Consider the following 22,735-nt stretch of genomic DNA (forward strand, 5'->3'; position numbering starts at 1 on the left):
GTGAGCTTAGCAGGGGCGGCCAGGCGCGCTCAGAGCCATTCTTTCAGAGCCACTTGTCCAGCGGATTGCCGTCGTTGGGCGCACGAGGACGCAGGCACGGCAGGAACTGGCCGGAGCCGGGCTCGGCCTGGAACACGCCGTCCTGCCACACCACGCGCCCGCGCGAGACGGTGAGGCCGGGCCAGGCGCGCAGGCGCATGCCCTCGTAGGGCGTGTAGTCGGCGTCGTGGTGGAGCATGTCGTTGGCAAGCAGCTTCTCCTGCCCCTCGGGGAACATGTCCCACACCACGAAGTCGGCGTCGCTGCCCACGGCGATGGTGCCCTTGCGCGGGTACAGGCCGTACAGGCGCGCCGGGTTGGTGGCGGTGAGCTCGACGAAGCGGTGGATGTCGATGCGCCCCTTGAGCACGCCTTCGCTCATGAGCAGCGGCAGGCGGGTTTCCACGCCGGGAATGCCGTTGGGGATGCGGTCGAAGGAGGCGTCGTCGCCGGCCACGCGCTTGCCGTCGCTGCCGTTCATGTTGAAGGGCGCGTGATCGGACGAGAAGATGGTGAAGAGCCCGCTCGACAGGCCGTTCCAGATGAACTGCTGGTTCGCCTTGTCGCGCGGCGGCGGGCTGCAGATGCAGCGCGCGCCGTGCATAGGGTCGTCGGGGTCGATGCCCAGGTCCTCGGCGCTCAGGAACAGGTACTGCGGGCAGGTCTCGGCATGGATGGGCAGCCCGCGCCCGCGCGCCCAGTGGATCTGCTCGACCGCCTCGCGGCCCGAGACGTGGACGATCAGGATCGGCGTGTCGACCAGTTCCGCCAGCGCGATGGCGCGGTGCGTCGCTTCGCGCTCTACTGCCATCGGCCGCGAACTGGAGTGGTAGCGCGGCGCGGTGAGGCCGGCGTCGAGCAGCTGCTCGGTGAGCCAGGCGATGCAGTCGCTGTTCTCGGCGTGGATCATCGTCATCGCGCCGTGGCGGCGCGCGGTGGCCAGCACCTCGATGATCTGGCGGTCGTCCAGCTTCAGGTCGTCGTAGGTCATGTAGATCTTGAAGGAGGTGTAGCCCTTCTCGATCAAGGCGGGCAGCTCGCGCTGCGTCACGTCGCGCGTGGCGTCGGCCACGATGAGGTGGAAGGCGTAGTCGATCACCGCCTTGCCCTCGGCGCGGCGGTGGTAGTCGTCCACCGCCTCCTGCACGCTGCGGCCCTTCTGCTGCGCGGCGAAGGGCAGCACGGTGGTGGTGCCGCCGCATGCGGCCGAGCGTGTGCCGGACAGGAAATCGTCCGCGAAGCGCGAGCCGTCGCTGGTGGGCTGGTCGAAGTGGCAGTGGCCGTCGACGCCGCCGGGCGTGACCAGCCGGCCGCGCGCGTCGATCTCGCGCGCGGCGCTGGCGTCGAGCCCCTGCGCGATGGCGCAGATGCGCCCGTCGCGCACGCCGATGTCGGCGGTGTAGCGGTCGCCGGCGGTGGCGATGTCCGCGTTGCGCAGGATCAGGTCGTAGGTGTTCATGGGCTCGGGTTCCTTCTAGCGCTGCTCGAGCGCGGGCTCCGCGGGCACGACCGGCGCATCGGCGGCACTGCCGTAGGCGCGGCCGTAGTGGCGCTCGATGCGGCGCTGGATGAAGTCCCAGGCGGTGGTCATGAGCAGGTAGTAGATGGCGGCAACGATGAAGAGCTCCAGCACCATGAACTTCTCCTGGATCAGCACCTGCGTGCGGCGCAGCAGCTCCTCCATCGAGATCACCGAGGTGATCGACGTGGTCTTGAGCAGGCCGTTGATGCTGTTGCCCAGCGTGGGCACGATCAGGCGCATGGCCTGCGGCAGCACGATGTAGCGCATGGTCTGCGCGCTGCTGAAGCCGACGGCGCGCGCGGCGTTGGTCTGCCCGGCGGGAATCGACTGGATGCCGCCGCGCACGATCTCCGCCAGATAGGCCGCCTCGTTGAGGATCAGCCCCAGCAGCGCCGACTCGATCACCGAGAGCTTCAGCCCGAGCTGCGGCAGCCCGGTGAAGATGATGATGAGCTGCACCAGCAGCGGCGTGCCGCGGAACACCCAGATGTAGAAGTGCGCCGGCGCCGACAGCCAGCGGTGGCTGGACAGGCGGGCCAGGGCCAGCGCGCAGCCCACCACCAGCCCGCCCGCGATCGCCGCGAGCGTGAGCCACAGCGTGGTCACCGCGCCGCTGAGGATGTACGGATTGAACAGGTAGTCGAAGAAGCCCGACCAGCTCCAGCCTTGTCCCATGGAAGTTTCCTTCGCTTGCTTGCTCTATGCGATGCGGACGGCGGCGCGCCCTCAGCTCGCCGGGCCCTTGACCGTCACGGCGCCGTCGGCGGCCTTGACGCCGTACTGGTCGAACAGCTTCTGGAAGCTGCCGTCGGCCTTCATGTCGTTCATGACCTTGGCCATCGCGGCGGCCAGCTCCTTGTTGCGCGCGGCCAGCGCCACCGGCGTGGGGAACAGGCCGTTGAGCACGCGCTCGAAGTCGCCGCGCTTCTGGTATTCGGCCCCGGTTGAGTCGATGGACAGCGCCACCTCCACCTGCCCCGCGCGCAGCGCCTGGAAGGCCATCGCGAAGTTCTCGAAGGTGCGGATGGTCATGCCCTTCATGCCCTTGTCGGTGAGCTGCTTGTCGAGCTCGCGCGCCTTGCGCTCCTCGAAGCCGCCGATCTCCACGCCGATGCTCTTGCCCGAGAGGTCTTCCGGCTTGGCGATCTTCAGCGGGTTGCCCTTGGCGGCGCTGATGCTGATGGCCTGGTCTTCGTAGACCAGCATCTGCATCAGCTTGGCGCGCTCGTCGGTAAAGAAGATGCCGGTGTTGATCACGTCCCAGCGGCCGGCCTGCAGGCCGGGGATCATGGCCGAGAACTCGATGCGCACGTACTCGGGCGTGAGGCACAGGCGCTTGGCGATCTGCTCGCCCAGCTCCACGCGCATGCCCTTGAGCGCGCCGGACTGGTCGACGAACTGCATCGGCGGCAGCGTCGGGTTGACCGACATGGTCAGCGTGCCCTTCTTGACGAGGGCCGAGTCGGGCACCGGCGACTTGCAGGCCTGCTGCGCGTTCGCGGCGCCAGCGAAGGAGATGAAGAGTGCCGTTGCCGACGCGAGAGCGGGGAGCAGTTTCATGGTGTGGTCCTTGAGGAAGGGATCGAGGCGACGAGGTGGGAAAGGGAAAGCGGAACGGGGCTGGCCGTGTCAGGCGCGGATCGAGTCCAGCAGTTCGAGGCGCGCGAGTTCGCGGCGCAGGTCGGCCGCATCGGCATCGGGCAGCGGCAGGCGCGGCGCGCGGGGCTTACCGACGGGCAGGCCCATCATCGACAGGCCGTCCTTGGAGGCCGCCACATAGCGATGGCCGCCGACCCAGCGCACGATCGGCAGCATCTTCTTGTAGAGATCGAGGGCCGCGGGCATGTCGCGCTCGTCGGCCACCAGCTCGAAAAGGCGCGCCGACATCTTCGGAATGAGGTTGGAGCACACGGCCACCCAGCCCTGTGCGCCGAGCCAGAACGACTCGTAGCCGAGGATGCCCGCGAACACGGTCATGCGGTCGCCGCACAGCTCGATGATGTCGCGCACGCGGGTGACCTCCAGCGTCGACTCCTTGATGTACTTGCAGTTGTCGATGCGCGAGAGGCGCGCCACCAGCTCGGGCTTGAGGTCGACGTTGGCGGTGGCCGGGTTGTTGTAGACCATGATGGGAATGCCGATCGCCTCGCCCACCTTGCGGTAGTGCTCGAACAGCTCGTCGTCGGTGGGCGTGCTGTAGAAGGGCGGAATGATCATGACGCCGTCGGCGCCCATGCTCTCGGCCTCGCGGCTCAGCCGCACGCACTCGTCGGTCCACTCCGCGCCGGTGCCGATCAATACCGGCACGCGTTTTGCAGCAGTGCTCACGCAGGTTTCGATCACCAGCTGGCGCTCGTCGGGCGTCAGCGAGAGGAACTCACCGGTGCTCCCCAGGGGAATCAGCCCGTGGATGCCTTCCTCGATTTGCCAATCGACCAGCTTCTTCAGCGCAGGCACGTCCACGTGCTTGCCGTCGGCGGTCATGGGGGTGATGAGCACCGTATAGGTGCCGCGGAACGCTGTCATGGGCAGTCCTTGGGGAAAATTCGGGCGATTCGGTATATGTATACGTTGAGTATACGTATACAATTTGGCACGTCAACCGTAAGTTGACGTTCTTCCATCGCACTGACCATGAGCGCCAGACTGACCCACCCTTCCATCACCCCGGCCGGGCGCCCCGTGCGCTTCTGGTACGACGGCCAGCCCGTCGAGGGCCTGGGAGGCGAGACCATCGCCGCGGCGCTGGCGGCCGGCGGCATCAAGGCGATGCGCCACACCCGCGGCGGCGAGCGCCGGGGTCTCTATTGCGGCATGGGCGCGTGCTTCGACTGCCTCGTCACCGTCGACGGCCAGGCCAGCCAGCGCGCCTGCCTGACCAAAGTGGCCGATGGCCAGCAGGTGCGTTCGACCCAGCCCGCCGGCACGCCCGACGATCCGCTGCAGCCGCTCACCCCCCAGCCCGGCGCCGGACCCGAGCGCCGGCAGGTCGACGTGCTCGTCGTCGGCGCGGGTCCGGCTGGCCTTTCCGCCGCGCTCGCCGCGCGCCGCGCCGGTGCCGACGTGCTGGTGCTCGACGAGCGCCCTCAGTCCGGCGGCCAGTTCTACAAGCCGCTCGCGCCTTCGCATGCGGCGCCCTCCCCGGCCGACCGCCAGTTCGCCCAGGGCCTTGCGCTGGAAAAGGAAGTCCGCGCTGCAGGCGTCGCCATCGCGCAGGGCGCGCAGGTCTGGGCTGCCTTCTCCCCGCGCGAAGTCGCCGCGCTCATCGACGGTCGAGCCTGCGTCATCGTTTGCCGCCAACTCGTCATCGCCCCCGGCGCCTACGAGCGCCCGGTGCCCTTCCCCGGCTGGACCCTCCCCGGCGTGATGACCACCGGCGCCGGCCAGACGCTCGCGCGCGCCTACCGCGTGGCCCCCGGCCGCCGCGTGGTGATCGCCGGCAACGGCCCGCTGAACCTGCAGCTCGCCGCCGAGCTGCTCGCCGGCGGTGCCGAGGTCGTCGCGGTATTGGAATCAGCCCCGCGCCCGTCGCCGAAGCAATGGCGCCATCTGCTGACCGCGGCGCGCACGGCCCCCGACCTGCTGCTCGACGGCTGGCGCTATCTGCGAAAACTGCGCGCCCACAAGGTGCCCGTGCTGTGGGAGCACGCCGTCGTCTCCGCCGAAGGCTCCGCCGGCTTGCACGCTGTGCAGGTCGCGCAGATCGACGCCCAGGGCCAGGCCATGCCCGCGACGGAACGCCGCCTCGAAGCAGACACGCTCTGCCTCGGCTACGGCTTCATTCCCTCCACCGAACTCGCGCGCATGCTGGGCTGCGAGCACCGCCTCGCGCCCCGCCATCTCGGCTACCTGGCAACCGTCACCCAGGAAGACGGCGCCACCAGCCTGCCCGGCGTGTACGTGGTGGGCGACGGCGCCGACCTCGGCGGCTCCCGTGTCGCGCTCGCGCGCGGCACGCTGGCGGGCGCTGCAGTCGCACGCAACCTCGGCCTGAAGGCGCCCGAGCCCGACGGGGCCGCTGCAAAGCTGCACCGCGCCGAATGCTTCCAGCAGGCGCTGTGGTCGATCTACGCGCCGCCGCCCGTCGACCTTGCAGCGGTGCCCGACGAAACCCTGCTGTGCCGTTGCGAGGAGATCACCTTCGGCTCGGTACGCGAGCAGATCCGCGCCGGCAGCGACACGCTGGCAGCGCTCAAGCGCAACACCCGCCTCGGCATGGGACGCTGTCAGGCGCGCTATTGCGGCGTCACCGCCGGCCGCCTGCTGACCGAGATGACGGGCCGGCCGCCGCAGGTCGAACAGTACTTCGCGCCCCGCCCGCCAGCCAAGCCGGTGCCGGCCGGCGCGCTCGCCTTCGAGAAACCCGAATGGGGCGGCCACAAGCCCGCCATCACGCCCAACCTCGCGAGGCCGGTGGAACAGGCGCCCTTCGATGGCACGCTGCGCACCGACGTGCTGGTGATCGGCGCCGGCGTGCTCGGCTCCTGCCTGGGCTACTACCTCTCGAAGGCCGGCCAGGACGTGACGGTGGTCGACCGCGACGACATCAACCTCCAGGCCTCCGGCGCCAACGCCGGCAGCCTCCACGTGCAGCTTCTTTCGTTCGACTTCGGTGCCAAGGCGCAGGAAGGCGGTGGCCCGGCCGCGGCCACGCTGCCGCTCGGGCCGATGTCGGTGCGCCTGTGGCAGGAGATCGAGGCCGACTGCGGGGAGGACCTCGAGATCAAGATCACCGGCGGCCTCATGGTGGCCGACAGCGAAGCCGGCATGCGTTTTCTCGAAGCCAAGGCCGCGCTGGAGCGCAGCCACGGCATCGACGCGCAGGTGATCGACGGCGCCGAGCTGCGGCGACTCTCGCCCGCGCTCTCCGGGCAGCTGCTGGGCGCGGAGCTCTGCCCCATGGAAGGCAAGATCAACCCGCTGCGCGCAACCTACGCCGTCGCCCGGCGCGCGCAGCAGCAGGGCGCGCGCATGCTGCGCGGCTGCGACGTGCAGTCCATCGAGGCGCTGCCGGGCGAAGGCGCCGGCTTCATGGTGCGCACCTCGCGCGGCAGCATCCACGCCGGGCGCGTCGTGAACGCGAGCGGTGCCTGGTCGAGCGCCGTCGGCCGCATGCTGAGCATCGACATCCCCGTCAAGGGCGCGCCGCTGCAGATGATCGTGACCGAGCCCGCGCCGCCGCTGGTCAACCACCTCGTTGCGCATGCCGACCGGCACCTGAGCCTGAAGCAGGCCGCCAGCGGCGGCCTCATCGTCGGTGGCGGCTGGACGGCCGCCTTCAACGAAGGCATGCGCCTGAACCGCGCCGAGCGCGAGAGCATCGAAGGCAATCTCTGGGTGGCCGGCCACGTGCTGCCAGCCGTGCGCGGGCTGCACATGGTGCGCTGCTGGGCCGGCATGAACGTGAACATCGACGGCGCACCCATCCTCGGCGAAGTGCCCGGCCGCCCCGGCTTCTACAACGCCGTCACTTCCAACGGCTACACGCTCGCCCCCGTCACCGCGCGGCTGGTCACCGACCTCATCGTGCGCGGCCGCACCGACATCGACATCAGCCCCTTCCTCATCGACCGCTTCCTCTGACCGCCATGACCGAAAAAGCTTCTGCGCGCGACACGCTGCGCGACTACATCGACGCGCACTTCGACGAGCAGGTCCGCACCCTCGCCGAGCTCGTGCGCTGCCCCTCCGACAACCCGCCCGGCGACTGCGCCCCGCACGCCGAGCTCACCGCCCGGCTGCTCGAGGCCATGGGCTTCACTGTGGAGCGCCACGAGGTGCCGGCCGAGTTCGCGGCCACGCACGGCATGCGCAGCGTGACCAACCTGATCGTGCGCGAGCGCTTCGGCGACGGCCCGGTGGTGGCATTGAACGCACACGGCGACGTGGTGCCGCCCGGCGCAGGCTGGAGCGCCGACCCCTACGGCGGCGAGGTGCGCGACGGCTGGCTCTACGGGCGCGGCGCCGCCGTGTCGAAGTCGGACTTCACCACCTACGCCTTCGCGATGCGCGCGCTCAAGCATCTGGCGGCCTCGGGTACGCCGCTGGCCGGCAGCGTCGAGCTGCACCTGACCTACGACGAGGAAACCGGCGGCATGACTGGACCCGGCTGGATCCTCTCCAAGGGCTTGAGCAAGCCCGACTTCGTGCTCTCCGCCGCGTTCTCGCACCACGTCGTCGTGGCGCACAACGGCTGCCTGCACCTCGAAGTCGTCGTGCGCGGCACCTCGGCGCATGCCGCCCGACCCGACACCGGCCACGACGCGATCGAAGCCGCGGCCACCCTGCTGCCCGCGCTCTACCGCTATCGCGACAGCCTCGCCGGCCGCCCATCGCGCACGCCCGGCATCACCCATCCCACGATGGTCGTGGGCCTCATCGACGGCGGCATCAACACCAACGTGGTGTCCGACGTGCTGAGCCTGCGCATCGACCGGCGCATCGTGCCCGAGGAATCGCCCGAGGCCGTCGAGGCCGAGCTGCGCGAGGTGATCGAGTCGGCCTGCCGGCCGCTGCCCGGCATCTCGGTGGAGATCCGCCAGATCCTCCTGGCCCGCCCCTTCGCGCCCGCACCCGGCGCCGACGAGTTCGCCGCGCTCGTGTGCCGCGAGGCCGGCGAAGTCATGGGCAAGCCGGTCACGCCGATCGGCGTGCCGCTGTACACCGACGCGCGCCTCTACAGCGAGGCCGGCATTCCCACCGTGATGTACGGCGCCGGCCCCGAGTCGCTGCTCGAAGCCAACGGCCACCGCGCCGACGAGCGCGTGCCGCTGGACGAACTGCGCAAGGCCACGCGCGTGGTCGCCAATACCCTGCACCGGCTGCTCGCGCGCTGAATTTCATCTCACCGGAGACACGACATGATCGAAATCAGCCACGTCGACAAGAGCTACGGCGCCTTCCAGGTGCTGACTGACTGCACCACCCAGGTCCGCAAGGGCGAGGTCGTGGTGGTCTGCGGGCCTTCGGGCTCGGGCAAGTCCACCCTCATCAAGTGCGTCAACGCGCTGGAGCCCTTCCAGCGCGGCCGCATCACCATCGACGGCGTGTCGGTGGGCGACCCGAAGACCGATCTCAACAAGCTGCGCGCCCGCGTGGGCATGGTGTTCCAGCACTTCGAACTGTTTCCGCACCTCTCGATCGAGGACAACCTCTCCATCGCGCAAGTCAAGGTGCTCAAGCGCTCGGCCTCGGAGGCCCGCACCGCATCGATGGCGCTGCTGCAGCGCGTGGGCATGCGCGCCCACGCGCACAAGTTTCCGAGCCAGCTCTCCGGCGGCCAGCAGCAGCGCGTGGCCATCGCCCGTGCGCTGGCGATGAACCCCGTCGCCATGCTCTTCGACGAGCCCACCTCCGCGCTCGACCCCGAGATGGTCAACGAAGTGCTCGACGTGATGGTCGAACTCGCCCGCGAAGGCATGACCATGATGTGCGTCACCCATGAGATGGGCTTCGCCCGCAAGGTCGCGAACCGCGTGATCTTCATGGACCGCGGCCGCATCGTCGAAGACTGCGCGAAGGAAGAGTTCTTCGGCAACCCTGACGGGCGGTCGGATCGGGCGCGGCAGTTTCTTTCGAAGATCCTGCAGCACTGAGGACGGGCGCTCCGATGGAGCGCGGCCCCAGGGCCGGGAAGAAGAATCAGACGTCGATATTCGCCGCCCGCAGCGCGTTCTGCTCGATGAACTCCCGGCGCGGTTCCACTTCGTCGCCCATCAGCATCGTGAACACGCGGTCGGCCTCGATCGCGTCGTCGATCTGCACCTTCAGCAGGCGGCGCACGTTCGGGTCCATGGTGGTTTCCCACAGCTGCTCTGGGTTCATCTCGCCCAGGCCCTTGTAGCGCTGGCGCGAGGTGGCGCGTTCGGCTTCGCCGATGAGCCACTTCATGGCCTGGCGGAAGTCGTCGACCTTTTCTTCCTTGGTACGGTCGCCCTCGCCGCGCTTGACCACCGCGCCCTCGGGGCTCAGCAGGCCGCGGAAGGTGTTGGCGGCTTCGGCGAGCGCGGCGTAGTCGGCGCCGTGCACGAAGTCCTGGGTGAGCACGCTGCTCTTGACGTTGCCGTGGTGGCGGCGGCTGATGCGCAGCAGGGGCTTGTCGGTGCGGGCGTCGAACTCGCTGCTCACCTCGGCCGGCACGCCGGTCGTGTTGAGCTCGCGCAGCTTGGCCTGAAGCGCGACGGCCGAGGCCTCGGCGGCGGGCGTGGTGTCGAGGTCGAGCGCCACGCCGTCGGCGATGGCGCGCAGCGCTTCGGCGTCCATGAAGTTGCGCAGGCGCGCGATGACGGCCTCGGCCACCTGGTGCTTGCGCGCCAGTTCGGCCAGGGTGTCGCCGCTGAGCGTGGTCGAGCTGGCGCCGCCGGTCTCGATGCGCGCGTCCTTCAGGGCCACCTTCAGCAGGAAGGCGTCGAGCGCGGGGCCGTCCTTCAGGTACTGCTCTTCCTTGCCGACCTTCACTTTGTAAAGCGGCGGCTGCGCGATGTAGATGTGGCCGCGCTCCACCAGCTCCGGCATCTGCCGGTAGAAGAAGGTCAGCAGCAGCGTGCGGATGTGGGCGCCGTCGACGTCGGCGTCGGTCATGATGATGATGCGGTGGTAGCGCAGCTTGGCGACGTTGAAGTCATCGGCGCCGCCGCCCGGCGTGCTCGCACCGGCGCGGCCGATGCCGGTGCCCAGCGCGGTGATCATGGTGAGAATTTCGTTGCTGGTCAGCAGCTTCTCGTAGCGTGCCTTCTCGACGTTCAGGATCTTGCCGCGCAGCGGCAGGATGGCCTGGAACTTACGGTCGCGGCCCTGCTTGGCGGAGCCGCCGGCGGAGTCACCCTCCACCAGGTAGACCTCGCACAGCGCCGGATCCTTTTCCTGGCAGTCGGCCAGCTTGCCGGGCAGGCCCATGCCGTCGAGCACGCCCTTGCGGCGCGTCATTTCGCGGGCCTTGCGCGCGGCCTCGCGGGCACGGGCGGCCTCGATGATCTTGCCGCAGATGATCTTGGCGTCGTTCGGGCGCTCCTGCAGGTAGTCGGTCAGCAAGCGGCCGACGATGTCTTCCACCGGCGCGCGCACTTCGCTGGACACCAGCTTGTCCTTGGTCTGGCTCGAGAACTTGGGCTCGGGCACCTTCACGCTCAGCACGCAGCACAGGCCTTCGCGCATATCGTCGCCCGAGACCTCGACCTTGGCCTTCTTGGCCAGCTCGTTCTCCTCGATGTACTTGTTGATGACGCGCGTCATCGCCGCGCGCAGGCCCGTGAGGTGGGTGCCGCCGTCGCGCTGCGGGATGTTGTTGGTGAAGCAGAGGACCTGCTCGTTGTAGCCGCTGTTCCACTGCATCGCCACTTCGACGCCGATGTGCGTGCCGGGGATGCCGCCGTAGGTGTCGGCCGGGCGCTCGCCCTCGGCGTAGAACGAGTTCGGGTGCAGGACGGTCTTGCCCTTGTTGATGAACTCGACGAAGCCGCGCACGCCGCCGGCGCCGGAGAAGTCGTCTTCCTTGCCGGTGCGCTCGTCCTTCAGGCGGATGCGCACGCCGTTGTTCAGGAAGCTCAGTTCGCGCAGGCGCTTGCTGAGGATCTCGTAGTGGAAGTCCGAGTTCTCCTTGAAGATCTCGGTGTCGGGCAGGAAGTGAACTTCGGTGCCGCGCTTGTCGGTGTCGCCGATGATCTTCATGGGCGAGACCTCGACGCCGTTCACCGTCTCCAGCAGGCGGTTCTGCACGAAGCCGCGGCTGAATTCGAGTTCGTGGATCTTGCCCTCGCGGCGCACCACCAGGCGCAGCATGGTGCTCAGCGCGTTCACGCAGCTCACGCCCACGCCGTGCAGGCCGCCGGAGACCTTGTAGCTGTTCTGGTTGAACTTGCCGCCCGCGTGCAGCTCGGTCAGCGCGATCTCGGCGGCCGAGCGCTTGGGCTCGTGCTTGTCGTCCATCTTCACGCCGGTGGGAATGCCGCGGCCGTTGTCGGTGACGGAGATCGAGTTGTCGGTGTGGATGGTCACGACGATGTCGTCGCAGTGGCCGGCCAGCGCCTCGTCGATGGAGTTGTCGACCACCTCGAAGACGAGGTGGTGCAGCCCGGTGCCGTCCGAGGTGTCGCCGATGTACATGCCGGGGCGCTTGCGCACGGCCTCAAGCCCTTCGAGGATCGTGATCGAGCCTTCGCCATAGCTGGTGTCGGCGGCCACGGTTTCGATCTCGGGGATGTAGACGGGCTCGGTGTGCGGCACGTCGGGCTTGTTTTCTTCAGCACTCATTCGGATATTCCTCAGTCTCTCACGGCATTCGCGCGTGATTTTTCGGGCTCTCAAAAGCTCAATTCGCCGCCTCTTGAAAGCGCAAACCCGCGGAAGGCCGCGGGTCGTGTGCGCAAGGCGCCGTGGTTTCTGTCTGTTAGATGCGCATCGGCATCACGACGTATTTGAAGGATGCGTTCTCGGGAATGGTCAAAAGCGCCGAACTGTTGGAGTCGGCCAGGTCGATCTTGACCATGTCCTGGTCCATGTTCGACAGCGCGTCGATCAGGTAGGTCACGTTGAAGCCGATCTCGATGGTGTCGCCGCCGTAGTCGATGTCGAGCTCGTCCTGGGCTTCTTCCTGCTCGGCGTTGTTCGACGCGATGCGCAGCGTGCCCGGCTCGATGTTCAGGCGCACGCCCTTGAACTTCTCGCTGGTCAGGATGGCGGTGCGCTGCAGGCTGGCCAGCAGCGGCGCGCGGCCCAGCGTGACGGTGTTCTTGTGGTTCTTCGGGATGACGCGGTTGTAGTCGGGGAACTTGCCCTCGACCAGCTTGGTGACGAACTCCATGCCGCCGAAGCTGAACTTGGCCTGGTTGTTCGCGAACTGCATCTCGATGGCGCCTTCGGCGTCGGACAGCAGGCGCTGCATTTCGAGCACGGTCTTGCGCGGCAGGATCACTTCCTGGCGCGGCACTTCCACGTCGAGCGTGGCGGACGAGAAGGCCAGGCGGTGGCCGTCGGTGGCGACCAGGCTCAGCTGCTTGCCCTCGGCCACGAAGAGGATGCCGTTGAGGTAGTAGCGGATGTCGTGCACGGCCATCGCGAACGAAACCTGCGAGAGCAGGTCCTTGAGCGTCTTCTGCGGCACGCTGAACACGGGGCCGAAGTTGGCGGCTTCCTGCACCAGCGGGAAGTCTTCCGCCGGCAGCGACTGCAGCGTGAAGCGGCTCTTGCCGCCCTTGAGCACGAGCTTGCTGGCGCTCGATTCGAGGCTCACGGTCTGGTCGGCCGGCATGGTGCGCAGGATGTCGATCAGCTTGCGCGCGCCGATGGTGGTGGTGAAGTTGCCTTCATCGCCGCCGAGCTCGGCGGTGGTGCGGATCTGGATCTCGAGGTCGCTGGTGGTCAGCTGCAGCTGGCCGCCGGTCTTGCGGATCAGCACGTTCGCCAGGATCGGCAAGGTGTGACGCCGCTCCACGATGCCCGCCACCGACTGCAGCGCGGCGAGGACCTTGTCCTGGGTTGCCTTCAAAACGATCATGTCTTCTTCCTCTTCCTATCTCTTTGAATCAGCTTGCAGGGCGCCATTCTCCGCTGTCGCGAGTGGCTTCCTGGACGACATCCGATTTCTTTCCGGTCAGCCCTTGAGGGTCTGCTCGAGCACGTGGAGCTGCTGGTTGAGCTCGGTGAGCTGCTGGCGCTCGCCCGAGATCTTGCGCACCGCGTGCAGCACCGTCGTGTGATCGCGCCCGCCGAACAGCTCGCCGATTTCCGGCAGGCTCTTCTGCGTGAGCTCCTTGGCCAGGTACATCGCGATCTGCCGCGGCCGCGCGATGCTGGCCGGGCGTTTCTTGCTGTACATGTCGGCGACCTTGATCTTGTAGTAGTCGGCCACCGTCTTCTGGATATTCTCGACGGAGATCTGCCGGTTCTGGATCGACAGCAGGTCGCGCAGCGCCTCGCGCGCCAGGGCGATCGAGATCTCCTTCTGGTTGAAGCGCGAGTAGGCGAGGATCTTGCGCAGCGCGCCCTCGAGCTCGCGCACGTTGGAACGCACGTTCTTGGCGACGAAGAAGGCGACTTCTTCCGGCATTTCGGCCGATTCGGCGCGCGCCTTGTTGATCAGGATGGCCACGCGCATCTCGAGCTCGGGCGGCTCGATGGCGACCGTGAGGCCGGAGTCGAAGCGCGAAACCAGGCGCTCGTGGATGTCCGCGAGGCCCTTCGGATAGGTGTCGCTGGTCATCACGATGTGCGACTTCTTGGCCAGCAGGGCCTCGAACGCGTTGAAGAACTCTTCCTGCGTCCGGTCCTTGTTGGCGAAGAACTGCACATCGTCGATCAGCAGCAGGTCGAGCGAGTGGTAGCGCTCCTTGAACTCATCGAAGGTCTTGCGCTGATAGGCCTTGACCACATCCGACACAAATTGCTCGGCGTGGATGTAGAGAACTTTGGAGTCCGGCTTGTCGGCCAGCAGCCGGTTACCCACAGCATGCATCAGGTGGGTCTTGCCCAGGCCGACGCCGCCATAGATGAAAAGAGGGTTGTACAGGTGACCCGGCATGCCGGCCACGTGCATCGCCGCGGCGCGCGCCATGCGGTTGGCCGTGCCCTCGACCAGGGTGTCGAAGGTGAGGCCGGAATTCAGGCGGTTCTTGAAGCCGGCGGCGGCCGGCTCCTCACCCGGGCCCGCCACGTCGCGCGGCACGTCCGTTTCGGTCATGACGGCCACGGGTGCAGCACGTACGGGGATTTCGCGAGGAGCAAGCGCTAACTCGATAGCAACCGGCTGGCCGTACATCTTCTCCGCCATGGCGGCGATCTTGCCGGCGTACTGGGCACGGATCCAGTCGAGCTTGAACCGGTTGGCCACGAACACCGTCATGCGCGACAGGTCGTCGGCGACCTGTGCCGTCAGGGGTTTGATCCAGGTGTTGAACTGCTGCTCGGACAGCTCCTGCGCGAGCTGGTCGACGCAGGCCTGCCAGAGGCTTTCGCCGATGCCGTCAGTCGACATGGGCGTGGGGAAAAGTGAAGGGACCCTCGGGCATTTCTTGGTATAGGTATTGTGGATATTCTCTGCTGGAAGGCGCCCGGCATTCTAACTTGTCAAAACCTTATCCACACGCCGGCGAGTGTGTCGAAAGGCCCGCAAATCTGCTCGAAGATTGTTCAGGGCCCCAATGTTTGCGATAATTGCGGGTTTCCCTGAAAACCTCTTTGCGTCTTTCGGGGGCCATCCGAAACACGCCCGCCCCGGCGCCCCGCAGGAACTTCATGCTTTCAGTACGAAAGCGCGAAGGGCCAGCGCGAACAGGGAATTAGGAAATCACCATGAAACGCACCTACCAAGCATCCAAAGTCCGCCGCGCCCGTACCCACGGCTTCCTGGTCCGCATGAAGACCCGCGGCGGCCGTGCCGTCATCAACGCACGCCGCGCCAAGGGCCGCAAGCGCCTGGCCGTCTGACGGCAGTCCACCTGCCGTTGCCAGCAGCCGACCCGTCAGCGCCAGCTCCATCCGCCAGGGCTTCTGGCCCGGGCTGGCATGACACAAGCGGCCCGGCTTCCATGCAGCGGCTCAAGTCCCGCGCGCAATTCCAGGCCGTCCTCGCAGGTGCCACCGTGGCGCGCACTGCTCATTTCGCATTGCATCGCTGTGCGCTCGATCTCGCATCGAGCGCACAGCCGTTGTTCGCGTCCGACGACGTCTGGCTGGGTGCCATGGTGCCCAAGCGCTGGGCACGTCGCGCCGTCACGCGCAACGCCATCAAGCGCCAGATCTATTCGGTGGGCGCCGCATCCGGTGCAGCACTGCCTCGCGCCGCGCACGTGGTGCGGCTGCGCGCGGGCTTCGACCGCAAGGAGTTCGTGAGCGCCTCTTCGGACAAGCTCAAGGCCGCCGTGCGCGCCGAACTCCAGCAGCTGCTGGCACGGGCCGCGCGCGCCCCCGCGCCGGCCGCAGCCCCTTCCTCCTCGCCATGAAACGCCTGCTGATCGGCATCGTGAAGGCCTACCGCCTGCTGCTGAGCCCCTGGCTCGGCCAGTCGTGCCGTTTCACGCCGACCTGCTCCGTGTATTCGATCGAGGCGCTGGAAGTGCATGGCGCACTCAAGGGCAGCTATCTCACCCTGCACCGCATCGCGCGCTGCCAGCCCTGGTGCCAGGGCGGCCACGATCCGGTTCCGCCGAAATCCCAGCGTCGCACTGACAGGTCAGGATCGCTGTTTTCGTCTCTTCTCTCTTCCGACAAGAAGTCTTCGTCATGAACGATATCCGCCGCACGATACTGTGGGTGATTTTTGGTTTCTCGCTGGTACTGCTGTGGGACCAATGGCAGGTCTTCAACGGCAACAAGCCGACCTTCCTGCCGTCGACCAAGCCGGCCGCCACGGCCGCCGCTCCCGCAACCACCGCGCCCGCGGCCAACAGCAACGGCGTACCGGCTGCCTCCGGCAGCGGCAATGCTGGCGCCGTGCCCACGCAAGCGGTGGCCGCGGCTCCGCGTGAGCAGGTCAAGGTGACCACCGACCTGTTCCAGGCCAGCATCGACAGCGAAGGCGCCACGGTCAACCACCTCGAACTGCGCAAGTACGACGAAGCCGACCGCACCAAGCACGTGGTGCTGTTCGAAAACGGCTCGCCCGCCACCCGCTATGTCGCGCAGACCGGCCTGCTCAACCAGGTCGACACCGGCGAGCGTTTCCCGAACCACCTGACGCAGATGACGCCCCGGCCCGGCCCGCGCGAGATGGCCGACGGCCAGAACACGCTGGAAGTGAGCTTCGAAAGCGCCCCCGCCGGCGGCCTGAAGTACATCAAGACCTACGTGTTTCACCGTGGCGACTACGTTATCGGCGTGCGCCACGAAGTGGTCAACGTGAGCGACCAGCCGCGCGACGCGCAGCTGTACCTGCAGTTGCTGCGTCACGGTACGGTGGCTGCCAGCACCATGTTCGGCACCAACACCTTCACGGGCCCTGCGGCGTACACCAACGAGAAGAAGTTCCACAAGCTCGACTTCAAGGACATCGCCAAGGGCAAGATCGAACCGCCGCCGCCGGCCAACGACGGCTGGATCGCGATGGTGCAGCACTACTTTGCTTCGGCGTGGCTGCTCAAGGGCGACCCGGCCAGCGAGCAGTTGCGCCGCGAGTTCCGCGTGAAGGACCTGGGCGACAACCAGTTCTCCATCGCCATGGTGGCCACGCTGCCGAAGATCGCCCCGGGTGCCACGCAGGTCGTGAACAGTGCGTTGTTCGCGGGTCCCGAGGAAGAAAAGAAGCTCGAAGCCATCGCCCCGGGCCTGGACCTGGTGAAGGACTACGGCATCTTCGCGATCATCTCCAAGCCGCTGTACTGGCTGCTCACCCAGCTGCACGGCCTCCTGGGCAACTGGGGCTGGTCGATCGTCGCGCTGGTGGTGCTGCTGAAGGCGGCCTTCTACTGGCTCAACGCCAAGGCCTACGCCAGCATGGCCAAGATGAAGGCCATCAATCCGAAGATCATGGAAATGCGCGAGCGGCTGAAGGACAAGCCGCAGGAGATGCAGCAGGAAATGATGCGGATCTACAAGACCGAGAAGGTCAACCCGATGGGCGGCTGCTTCCCGATCCTGATCCAGATCCCGGTGTTCATCGCGCTGTACTGGGTGCTGCTGTCGTCGGTCGAGATGCGCCACGCGCCCTGGATCGGCTGGATCACCGACCTCTCGGCACCCGACCCCTGGTACATCCTGCCGATCGTGATGACGGCCACGTCGCTCTTCCAGACCTGGCTCAACCCGACGCCGCCCGATCCGATGCAGGCCAAGCTGATGTGGATCATGCCGCTCGCGTTCAGCGTGATGTTCATCTTCTTCCCGGCCGGCCTGGTGCTGTACTGGATCACGAACAACGTGCTGTCGATCGCGCAGCAGTGGTTCATCAACAAGCGCCTGGGCGTGCTCGGCGCCAAGTAAGCCGGCCGATCGCTCCAAGCCATCCCACGAAGGGCCGCGCAAGCGGCCCTTTTTGCTGAAAGACTGAAAGAATCCGCACCATGCTCGCCCGCACCTCCGACCCCATCGTCGCCATCGCCACCGCCTCGGGGCGCGGCGCGGTCGGCATCGTGCGCGTGTCGGGCGCCAGGCTGGCGCCGCTGGTCGACGCGATCTGCGGCCGCGCGCTCAAGCCGCGCGAAGCCACCTACCTGCCGTTCCGCGACGCGGACGGCGAGCCGGTCGACCACGGCCTGGCCATCCACTTTCCCTCGCCCAACTCCTTCACCGGCGAGGACGTGCTCGAACTGCAGGCCCATGGCGGATCGGTCGTGCTGCAGCTCCTGCTGGCGCGCTGCCTGGAAGCGGCGGCCGAGCCCGACCCGGTCACCGGCCGACCGCGCCTGCCCGGGCTGCGCGTGGCCGAGCCCGGCGAGTTCAGCCAGCGCGCCTTCCTCAACGGCAAGATCGACCTGGCGCAGGCCGAGGCCATCGCCGACCTGATCGACGCCAGCACCGAGGCGGCCGCGCGCAGCGCCGGGCGCTCGCTGTCGGGCGCCTTCTCGCGCGAGATCCACACGCTGCGCGACGCGCTGATCCACCTGCGCATGCTGGTGGAGGCCACGCTCGACTTTCCCGAGGAGGAGATCGACTTCCTGCAGAAGGCCGACGCGGCCGGGCAGCTGGCGAAGCTGCGGTCGCAGCTATCTGCGGTGCAGCAGCGCGCGCGCCAGGGCGCCCTGCTGCGCGAGGGCATCAAGGTCGTGATCGCGGGCCAGCCCAACGCCGGCAAGAGCTCGCTGCTCAATGCGCTGGCCGGCGCGGAACTGGCCATCGTGAGTGCCGTGGCGGGCACCACGCGCGACGTGGTCTCGCAGACCATCCAGATCCACGGCGTGCCGCTGCACGTGGCCGACACCGCCGGCCTGCGGGAAAGCAGCGACGAGGTCGAGCAGATCGGCGTGGCACGCGCCTGGGGGCAGATCGAAAGCGCCGATGCAGTGCTGTTCCTGCACGACCTGACGCGCGCGAGCCAGACCGACTACGCCGCTGCCGACGCCGAGATCCTGGCCGGTCTCCAGCAGAAGCTGCCCGCGAGCGTGCCGGTGCTCGACGTCTGGAACAAGCAGGACGCGGCACCCACGGCTCATCCCGAACAGGGCATCGCCCTCTCCGCCAAGACCGGGCTGGGCATCGAGGCCCTGCGCGATCAGCTTCTGGCCATGGCCGGCTGGCAGGCAGTGCCCGAGGGCGTGTACCTTGCGCGAGCGCGCCACGTGCAGGCGCTGGCCCGGGTCGAAACGCACCTGGCGCTGGCTGCAAGCCACCTGGAGGCACAGGCACAGCTGCTCGACCTGCTGGCCGAGGAACTGCGCCTCGCGCAGAACGCGCTGAACGAGATCACCGGCGAGTTCGGCGCCGACGACCTGCTGGGCGTCATCTTTTCGCGCTTCTGCATTGGTAAATAGCCACAGATAGCGGCAGCCGCCCTCGAAAAACGTAAACACTTGTAGCCGAAGTTCGCGGCCATCGCGGATACTTCGGCTCACATGCGGGGGCCGAGAAACACATGTCAATCCAGAACCTGAGCCGCGCCATCGCGGAGAACATCAACACCGACGCGTTCGCGTTGACGTTCAACGTCCAGCAGTGGGAAACGCTGGCGGGTTACCTGCAACCCATCGAGACCGGCGTCGGCGACGTGCTGATCGAGCAGGGCACGCCCGACCGTTCGGTGTTCTTCGTCGAGAGCGGCGCCATCAGCGTGCACCGCGTCAGCAGCAAGGAACAGATGAAGCTGGCCGTGCTTACCGCGGGTTCGGTGGTCGGCGAAGGCTCGTTCTTCTCGCGGCAGCCGCATTCTGCCAACGTGGTGGTCACCGGTGCGGGCCGCGTCTGGCGGCTCACCGCGATCCGCTTCGCCGAGATGTCGAACCGCCAGCCCAACATGGCGCTGGAGATCGCGATGGCCCTGGGCGCCGTGATCGCCAAGCGCATGGCGCACCGCTCCAAGCGCGTCGCGGTGACCTGATCGGGAAGGCCTCCTCACTCGCCCGCCACCGGATCGATCCTACGGATGCAGGCCAGCCATTTCAGTTCAGGACGCCGAGAAGCAAGAAGTAGTCAGCAAGCAAGCCATGGCCTCGATCTGTCCGGTCTGCAGCACGGAGAACCGTGACGGCGCGAATTTCTGCAGGAGCTGCGGCATCAAGCTGTCCGCCGCGGGAGACCGGATCCCGCCGCCGCCGACCCCCGAACGCGAATGGGCCACCACGGCGCCCGCCCAACTGCGCGCGCCGACCATCCCGGCGCCCCTCGAAGAACTCCCGCCGGCACCGTCGCCCGCGCGCCAGTCCTTCTTCAGCCGCTCGCCTGCCTCCGCGCCGCGGCATGACGACGACGAGCAGACCGTTTTCATGCTGCACGACGACGGCTCGCCGCGCGTGCCCGCACCGCCGGCCACCCCGCAGGGGCTGGAATCGAGCTGGGCGCCGTCGCCCGAAAGGGTGAAGAAGCCTCGGGTCAGGATCCGCAAGCCCGCTCCGGTCGACCGGCCGCCGCGCAAGCGCGCGATCCTGCTGTGGGTGGGCCTGCTGGCGGTGGCGGTGGCGATGATCGTGGCGGGCTGGTCCGGCTACGGAACGCGAAAGACGGCTCCTGCCGTCGAGGAGACCGCCCCGCCCGCCTCAGCGCCGGCTCCCGCCGCTGCGGCGCCTGCCGTCGAGCCACCACCACCGCCATCACCGCCATCACCGCCGCCCGCCGAGCCCGCCGCGACGGATGCACAGCCTGCCGAGCAGGCTGCGCCATCGCCTGCGGCGGAAGCCGCGCCGGCAGCACCCCCGCCGCCCAAGCCCGCCAAGCAGGCGCGCAAGCAGCCGGCCGCCGCTGCGGCGCCCCAGCCAGCTGCGGAGACTGCGGCTCCCGTCGCGGCGCCTGCTCCGCCACCCGCACCGGCGGCTGCGGCCGAGCCCGCGGCCATGTGCGGCGACCGCAATTTCATCGCCAGGGCGCAATGCATGGCGGCGCAGTGCCTGAAGCCGGAGTACAAGGCCCATGCGCAGTGCGAGGCGGTGCGCCGTCAGCAGCGCATCGAGGAAGAAAAGCGCAACCCGACGCTCATGAACTGAGCGCGGAGGCGGAAGGCGGCTCGCCGCCGCTCAGCCCTTCTGCAACCGCTCGACCGCCATCGCCAGCGCGGCCGGCTTGCCCGAGAGCACCAGCGTGTCGCCGTCCGACAGTACCGTGTCGTCGGCCAGCGGGCGCGGCTGGCCGTCGTGCCGGCGCAGGCTCGCGATGCGCACGCCCAGCGTCTGCAGCGCCAGTCCCTGCAGCGTCTGGCCGATCGCGCGGGCGCCTGCATCGAGCGTGAAGCTGTTGAGCCGCTCGTGATCGATCTCGTCGGCGTTGTCGTCGTCCGCGCCGTGGAAGTAGCCGCGCAGCAGGTTGTAGCGGGCATCGCGCTGGTCCTGCACCACGCGGATCACGCGCCGCATCGGCACGCCGACCAGCGCCAGCGCGTGGCTCGCGAGCATCAGCGAACCCTCGATGGCCTCGGGTACCACTTCGGTCGCGCCGGCGGCCTGCAGCTTCTCGAGGTCGTGGTCGTCCTGCGTGCGCACGATCACCGGCACGTGCGGCGCGTGGGCGCGCGTGTTGGCCAGCACCTTCATCGCGCCGGGCACGTCGAGATAGGTGACCACCACCGCGCTGGCGCGCGCCAGGCCGGCGGCCATCAGCGCCTGCAGCCGCGCGGCGTCGCCGAACACCACCGAGTCGCCGGCGGCGGCGGCCTGGCGCACGCGGTCGGGGTCCAGGTCGAGCGCCATGTAGGGGATGCCCTCGCGCTCCAGGATGCGCGCCAGGTTCTGGCCGCAACGCCCGTAGCCGCAGATGATCACGTGCTGCGCGGAGTTGATGGTCTTGCGCGCGATGGTCGTCATCTGCAGTGACTGCTGCAGCCAGTCGCTGGCCACCAGCTTCCGCACGATGGCATTGCTGTACATGATGATGAAGGGCGTCGCCAGCATCGACAGCACCATCGACGCCAGCACCGGGTTGGCCAGCCACGGCGGCAGCAGGCTGCGCTCCTGGGCCAGCGTCAGCAGCACGAAGCCGAACTCGCCGGCCTGGGCGAGGTACAGGCCGGTGCGCAGCGACACGCCCGAGGTGGCGCCCAGCACCCGAGCCAGCACCGTCACCAGCGCCAGCTTGAAGGCCAGCGGCACCAGCAGCAGCACGCCCACCAGCAGCCAGCGCTCGACCACGATGTGCCAGTCGAGCGACATGCCCACGGTGATGAAGAACAGCCCCAGCAGCACGTCGTGGAAGGGGCGGATGTCGGTCTCGACCTGGTGCTTGTATTCGGTCTCCGACACCAGCATGCCCGCGATGAAGGCGCCCAGCGCCAGGCTCAGGCCGGCCAGCTCGGTCAGCCAGGCAAGCCCCAGCGTGATCAACAGCACGTTCAGGATGAAGAGCTCCTCGCTGCGCCGCCGCGCCACCAGCGTGAGCCACCAGCGCATCACGCGCGGGCCGCCGTACAGCAGCACGCCGATCAGGAAGCTCGCCTTCAGCAGCGCGAGCCCCAGCGCCTTGGCCAGCGCCTCGGGCGGGGCGCCCAGCGCGGGGATCAGCACCAGCAGCGGCACCACGGCCAGGTCCTGGAACAGCAGCACGCCCATGACGCGCTTGCCGTGCTCGCTTTCGAGTTCGAGCCGCTCGGCCATCAGCTTGACCACGATGGCGGTGCTGCTCATGGTGAGCGCGCCCGACAGGGCCAGCGCGGTCTGCCAGCCCAGGTGCCAGGCCGCCGGCAGCAGCCGCGCCAGCAGCAGCGCGCCGATGGTGGCGAGGGCCATGGTCAGCAGCACCTGCAGCAGGCCCAGGCCGAACACGTGCTTTCGCATCGCGCGCAGCTTGGGCAGGCTGAATTCCAGCCCGATCACGAACATCAGGAACACCACGCCGAATTCGCCGAGGTGCTGGATGCCCTCGGTGTTCTGGGCCAGCGCGAAGGCGTGCGGCCCGATCAGCACGCCGGCCGAGAGATAGCCGAGCATCGGCGGCAGCTTGAGTGAGCGGCACGCCACCACGCCGATCACCGCGGCCAGCAAGTACAACAGCGTGAGATCGAACGAAGACATATGCGCCGATGCTAGAGCAAGAGCCGTGCGCGGCGTCTCAGGGAGGACACCGGGCAGCGCCGCGGCGCCGGCTCCGGGATGGGCCCAGGTGCGGGGGGGC

The 22,735-nt window shown here is 68.1% G+C and carries 18 protein-coding genes; 10 read left to right on the forward strand and 8 right to left on the reverse strand.

What is annotated here, in order from left to right; all coding sequences use genetic code 11:
* Nucleotides 1-43: 43 nt before the first annotated feature.
* The 4 genes from hydA to EJP67_RS06620 all read right to left on the reverse strand — a co-directional run bounded on the left by hydA (nucleotide 44) and on the right by EJP67_RS06620 (nucleotide 4,087).
* Entirely contained in the window at nucleotides 44-1,498 is a 1,455-nt protein-coding gene (gene hydA / locus EJP67_RS06605; protein WP_126020827.1) for a dihydropyrimidinase, read from the reverse strand.
* 15 nt (nucleotides 1,499-1,513) lie between these two features.
* Nucleotides 1,514-2,236 (reverse strand): amino acid ABC transporter permease, encoded by a 723-nt coding sequence (locus EJP67_RS06610; RefSeq protein WP_126020829.1) that lies wholly within the window; start codon nucleotides 2,234-2,236, stop codon nucleotides 1,514-1,516.
* Between the two features lie 51 nt (nucleotides 2,237-2,287).
* A complete protein-coding gene (locus tag EJP67_RS06615) occupies nucleotides 2,288-3,121 on the reverse strand; it encodes an ABC transporter substrate-binding protein (protein WP_126020831.1) in 834 nt (277 codons plus the stop codon).
* A 69-nt stretch (nucleotides 3,122-3,190) separates the two neighbouring features.
* The gene (locus EJP67_RS06620) at nucleotides 3,191-4,087 is read right to left on the reverse strand and encodes a dihydrodipicolinate synthase family protein (RefSeq protein WP_126020833.1); all 897 of its coding nucleotides are present in this window, start codon (nucleotides 4,085-4,087) and stop codon (nucleotides 3,191-3,193) included.
* Between the two features lie 108 nt (nucleotides 4,088-4,195).
* Here EJP67_RS06620 and EJP67_RS06625 point away from each other — a divergent pair, with 108 nt between their 5' ends.
* Genes EJP67_RS06625 through EJP67_RS06635 form a run of 3 tightly spaced genes read left to right on the forward strand, consistent with a single transcriptional unit; the run spans nucleotide 4,196 to nucleotide 9,156 of the window.
* Nucleotides 4,196-7,144, forward strand: coding sequence for an FAD-dependent oxidoreductase (locus tag EJP67_RS06625; protein ID WP_126020835.1), 2,949 nt, complete (start codon nucleotides 4,196-4,198; stop codon nucleotides 7,142-7,144).
* A 5-nt stretch (nucleotides 7,145-7,149) separates the two neighbouring features.
* A complete protein-coding gene (locus tag EJP67_RS06630) occupies nucleotides 7,150-8,397 on the forward strand; it encodes a M20/M25/M40 family metallo-hydrolase (RefSeq protein ID WP_126020837.1) in 1,248 nt (415 codons plus the stop codon).
* A gap of 24 nt (nucleotides 8,398-8,421) precedes the next feature.
* Entirely contained in the window at nucleotides 8,422-9,156 is a 735-nt protein-coding gene (locus EJP67_RS06635) for an amino acid ABC transporter ATP-binding protein (RefSeq protein ID WP_126020839.1), read from the forward strand.
* A gap of 46 nt (nucleotides 9,157-9,202) precedes the next feature.
* On the opposite strand, the gene gyrB is transcribed toward EJP67_RS06635, so the two are convergent.
* The 3 genes from gyrB to dnaA all read right to left on the reverse strand — a co-directional run bounded on the left by gyrB (nucleotide 9,203) and on the right by dnaA (nucleotide 14,528).
* The gene (gyrB, locus tag EJP67_RS06640) at nucleotides 9,203-11,809 is read right to left on the reverse strand and encodes a DNA topoisomerase (ATP-hydrolyzing) subunit B (RefSeq protein ID WP_126020841.1); all 2,607 of its coding nucleotides are present in this window, start codon (nucleotides 11,807-11,809) and stop codon (nucleotides 9,203-9,205) included.
* A 136-nt stretch (nucleotides 11,810-11,945) separates the two neighbouring features.
* Nucleotides 11,946-13,052, reverse strand: coding sequence for a DNA polymerase III subunit beta (gene dnaN / locus EJP67_RS06645; protein ID WP_126020843.1), 1,107 nt, complete (start codon nucleotides 13,050-13,052; stop codon nucleotides 11,946-11,948).
* A gap of 96 nt (nucleotides 13,053-13,148) precedes the next feature.
* Nucleotides 13,149-14,528: a chromosomal replication initiator protein DnaA gene (dnaA, locus tag EJP67_RS06650; protein ID WP_126020845.1), complete on the reverse strand. Its 1,380-nt coding sequence runs from the start codon at nucleotides 14,526-14,528 to the stop codon at nucleotides 13,149-13,151.
* Between the two features lie 317 nt (nucleotides 14,529-14,845).
* On the opposite strand from dnaA, the gene rpmH reads away from it, so the two are divergent.
* From rpmH to EJP67_RS06685, 7 genes are all read left to right on the forward strand, one after another.
* Nucleotides 14,846-14,980: a 50S ribosomal protein L34 gene (gene rpmH, locus EJP67_RS06655; protein ID WP_007834827.1), complete on the forward strand. Its 135-nt coding sequence runs from the start codon at nucleotides 14,846-14,848 to the stop codon at nucleotides 14,978-14,980.
* A gap of 101 nt (nucleotides 14,981-15,081) precedes the next feature.
* Complete coding sequence (locus EJP67_RS06660; RefSeq protein ID WP_126020847.1) at nucleotides 15,082-15,495, forward strand: ribonuclease P protein component; 414 nt, start codon at nucleotides 15,082-15,084, stop codon at nucleotides 15,493-15,495.
* Entirely contained in the window at nucleotides 15,492-15,779 is a 288-nt protein-coding gene (gene yidD / locus EJP67_RS06665) for a membrane protein insertion efficiency factor YidD (RefSeq protein WP_126020849.1), read from the forward strand. Before EJP67_RS06660 ends, yidD begins: the two co-directional genes overlap by 4 nt.
* Nucleotides 15,776-17,470, forward strand: coding sequence for a membrane protein insertase YidC (yidC, locus tag EJP67_RS06670; protein WP_126020851.1), 1,695 nt, complete (start codon nucleotides 15,776-15,778; stop codon nucleotides 17,468-17,470). The genes yidD and yidC overlap by 4 nt, the downstream gene beginning before the upstream one ends.
* Nucleotides 17,471-17,550: 80 nt before the next feature.
* Complete coding sequence (gene mnmE / locus EJP67_RS06675) at nucleotides 17,551-18,957, forward strand: tRNA uridine-5-carboxymethylaminomethyl(34) synthesis GTPase MnmE (RefSeq protein WP_126020853.1); 1,407 nt, start codon at nucleotides 17,551-17,553, stop codon at nucleotides 18,955-18,957.
* Nucleotides 18,958-19,058: 101 nt separating this feature from the next.
* The gene (locus tag EJP67_RS06680) at nucleotides 19,059-19,520 is read left to right on the forward strand and encodes a Crp/Fnr family transcriptional regulator (protein WP_126020855.1); all 462 of its coding nucleotides are present in this window, start codon (nucleotides 19,059-19,061) and stop codon (nucleotides 19,518-19,520) included.
* A 106-nt stretch (nucleotides 19,521-19,626) separates the two neighbouring features.
* Entirely contained in the window at nucleotides 19,627-20,619 is a 993-nt protein-coding gene (locus EJP67_RS06685) for a zinc ribbon domain-containing protein (protein ID WP_126020857.1), read from the forward strand.
* Nucleotides 20,620-20,649: 30 nt separating this feature from the next.
* Here EJP67_RS06685 and EJP67_RS06690 read toward each other — a convergent pair whose 3' ends face one another.
* Nucleotides 20,650-22,635 (reverse strand): monovalent cation:proton antiporter family protein, encoded by a 1,986-nt coding sequence (locus EJP67_RS06690; RefSeq protein ID WP_126020859.1) that lies wholly within the window; start codon nucleotides 22,633-22,635, stop codon nucleotides 20,650-20,652.
* Between the last annotated feature and the right edge of the window lie 100 nt (nucleotides 22,636-22,735).

Source organism: Variovorax guangxiensis, assembly GCF_003952165.1.
In the GTDB taxonomy this organism is placed as follows: Bacteria; Pseudomonadota; Gammaproteobacteria; order Burkholderiales; family Burkholderiaceae_C; genus Variovorax; species Variovorax guangxiensis.

Bases quoted from the DNA above. Each gene is read 5' to 3' on its own strand.
- hydA (WP_126020827.1), bottom strand. From the start codon at position 1,498: ATGAACACCTACGACCTGATCCTGCGCAACGCGGACATCGCCACCGCC.
- EJP67_RS06610 (WP_126020829.1), bottom strand. From the start codon at position 2,236: ATGGGACAAGGCTGGAGCTGGTCGGGCTTCTTCGACTACCTGTTCAAT.
- EJP67_RS06615 (WP_126020831.1), bottom strand. From the start codon at position 3,121: ATGAAACTGCTCCCCGCTCTCGCGTCGGCAACGGCACTCTTCATCTCC.
- EJP67_RS06620 (WP_126020833.1), bottom strand. From the start codon at position 4,087: ATGACAGCGTTCCGCGGCACCTATACGGTGCTCATCACCCCCATGACC.
- EJP67_RS06625 (WP_126020835.1), top strand. From the start codon at position 4,196: ATGAGCGCCAGACTGACCCACCCTTCCATCACCCCGGCCGGGCGCCCC.
- EJP67_RS06630 (WP_126020837.1), top strand. From the start codon at position 7,150: ATGACCGAAAAAGCTTCTGCGCGCGACACGCTGCGCGACTACATCGAC.
- EJP67_RS06635 (WP_126020839.1), top strand. From the start codon at position 8,422: ATGATCGAAATCAGCCACGTCGACAAGAGCTACGGCGCCTTCCAGGTG.
- gyrB (WP_126020841.1), bottom strand. From the start codon at position 11,809: ATGAGTGCTGAAGAAAACAAGCCCGACGTGCCGCACACCGAGCCCGTC.
- dnaN (WP_126020843.1), bottom strand. From the start codon at position 13,052: ATGATCGTTTTGAAGGCAACCCAGGACAAGGTCCTCGCCGCGCTGCAG.
- dnaA (WP_126020845.1), bottom strand. From the start codon at position 14,528: ATGTCGACTGACGGCATCGGCGAAAGCCTCTGGCAGGCCTGCGTCGAC.
- rpmH (WP_007834827.1), top strand. From the start codon at position 14,846: ATGAAACGCACCTACCAAGCATCCAAAGTCCGCCGCGCCCGTACCCAC.
- EJP67_RS06660 (WP_126020847.1), top strand. From the start codon at position 15,082: ATGCAGCGGCTCAAGTCCCGCGCGCAATTCCAGGCCGTCCTCGCAGGT.
- yidD (WP_126020849.1), top strand. From the start codon at position 15,492: ATGAAACGCCTGCTGATCGGCATCGTGAAGGCCTACCGCCTGCTGCTG.
- yidC (WP_126020851.1), top strand. From the start codon at position 15,776: ATGAACGATATCCGCCGCACGATACTGTGGGTGATTTTTGGTTTCTCG.
- mnmE (WP_126020853.1), top strand. From the start codon at position 17,551: ATGCTCGCCCGCACCTCCGACCCCATCGTCGCCATCGCCACCGCCTCG.
- EJP67_RS06680 (WP_126020855.1), top strand. From the start codon at position 19,059: ATGTCAATCCAGAACCTGAGCCGCGCCATCGCGGAGAACATCAACACC.
- EJP67_RS06685 (WP_126020857.1), top strand. From the start codon at position 19,627: ATGGCCTCGATCTGTCCGGTCTGCAGCACGGAGAACCGTGACGGCGCG.
- EJP67_RS06690 (WP_126020859.1), bottom strand. From the start codon at position 22,635: ATGTCTTCGTTCGATCTCACGCTGTTGTACTTGCTGGCCGCGGTGATC.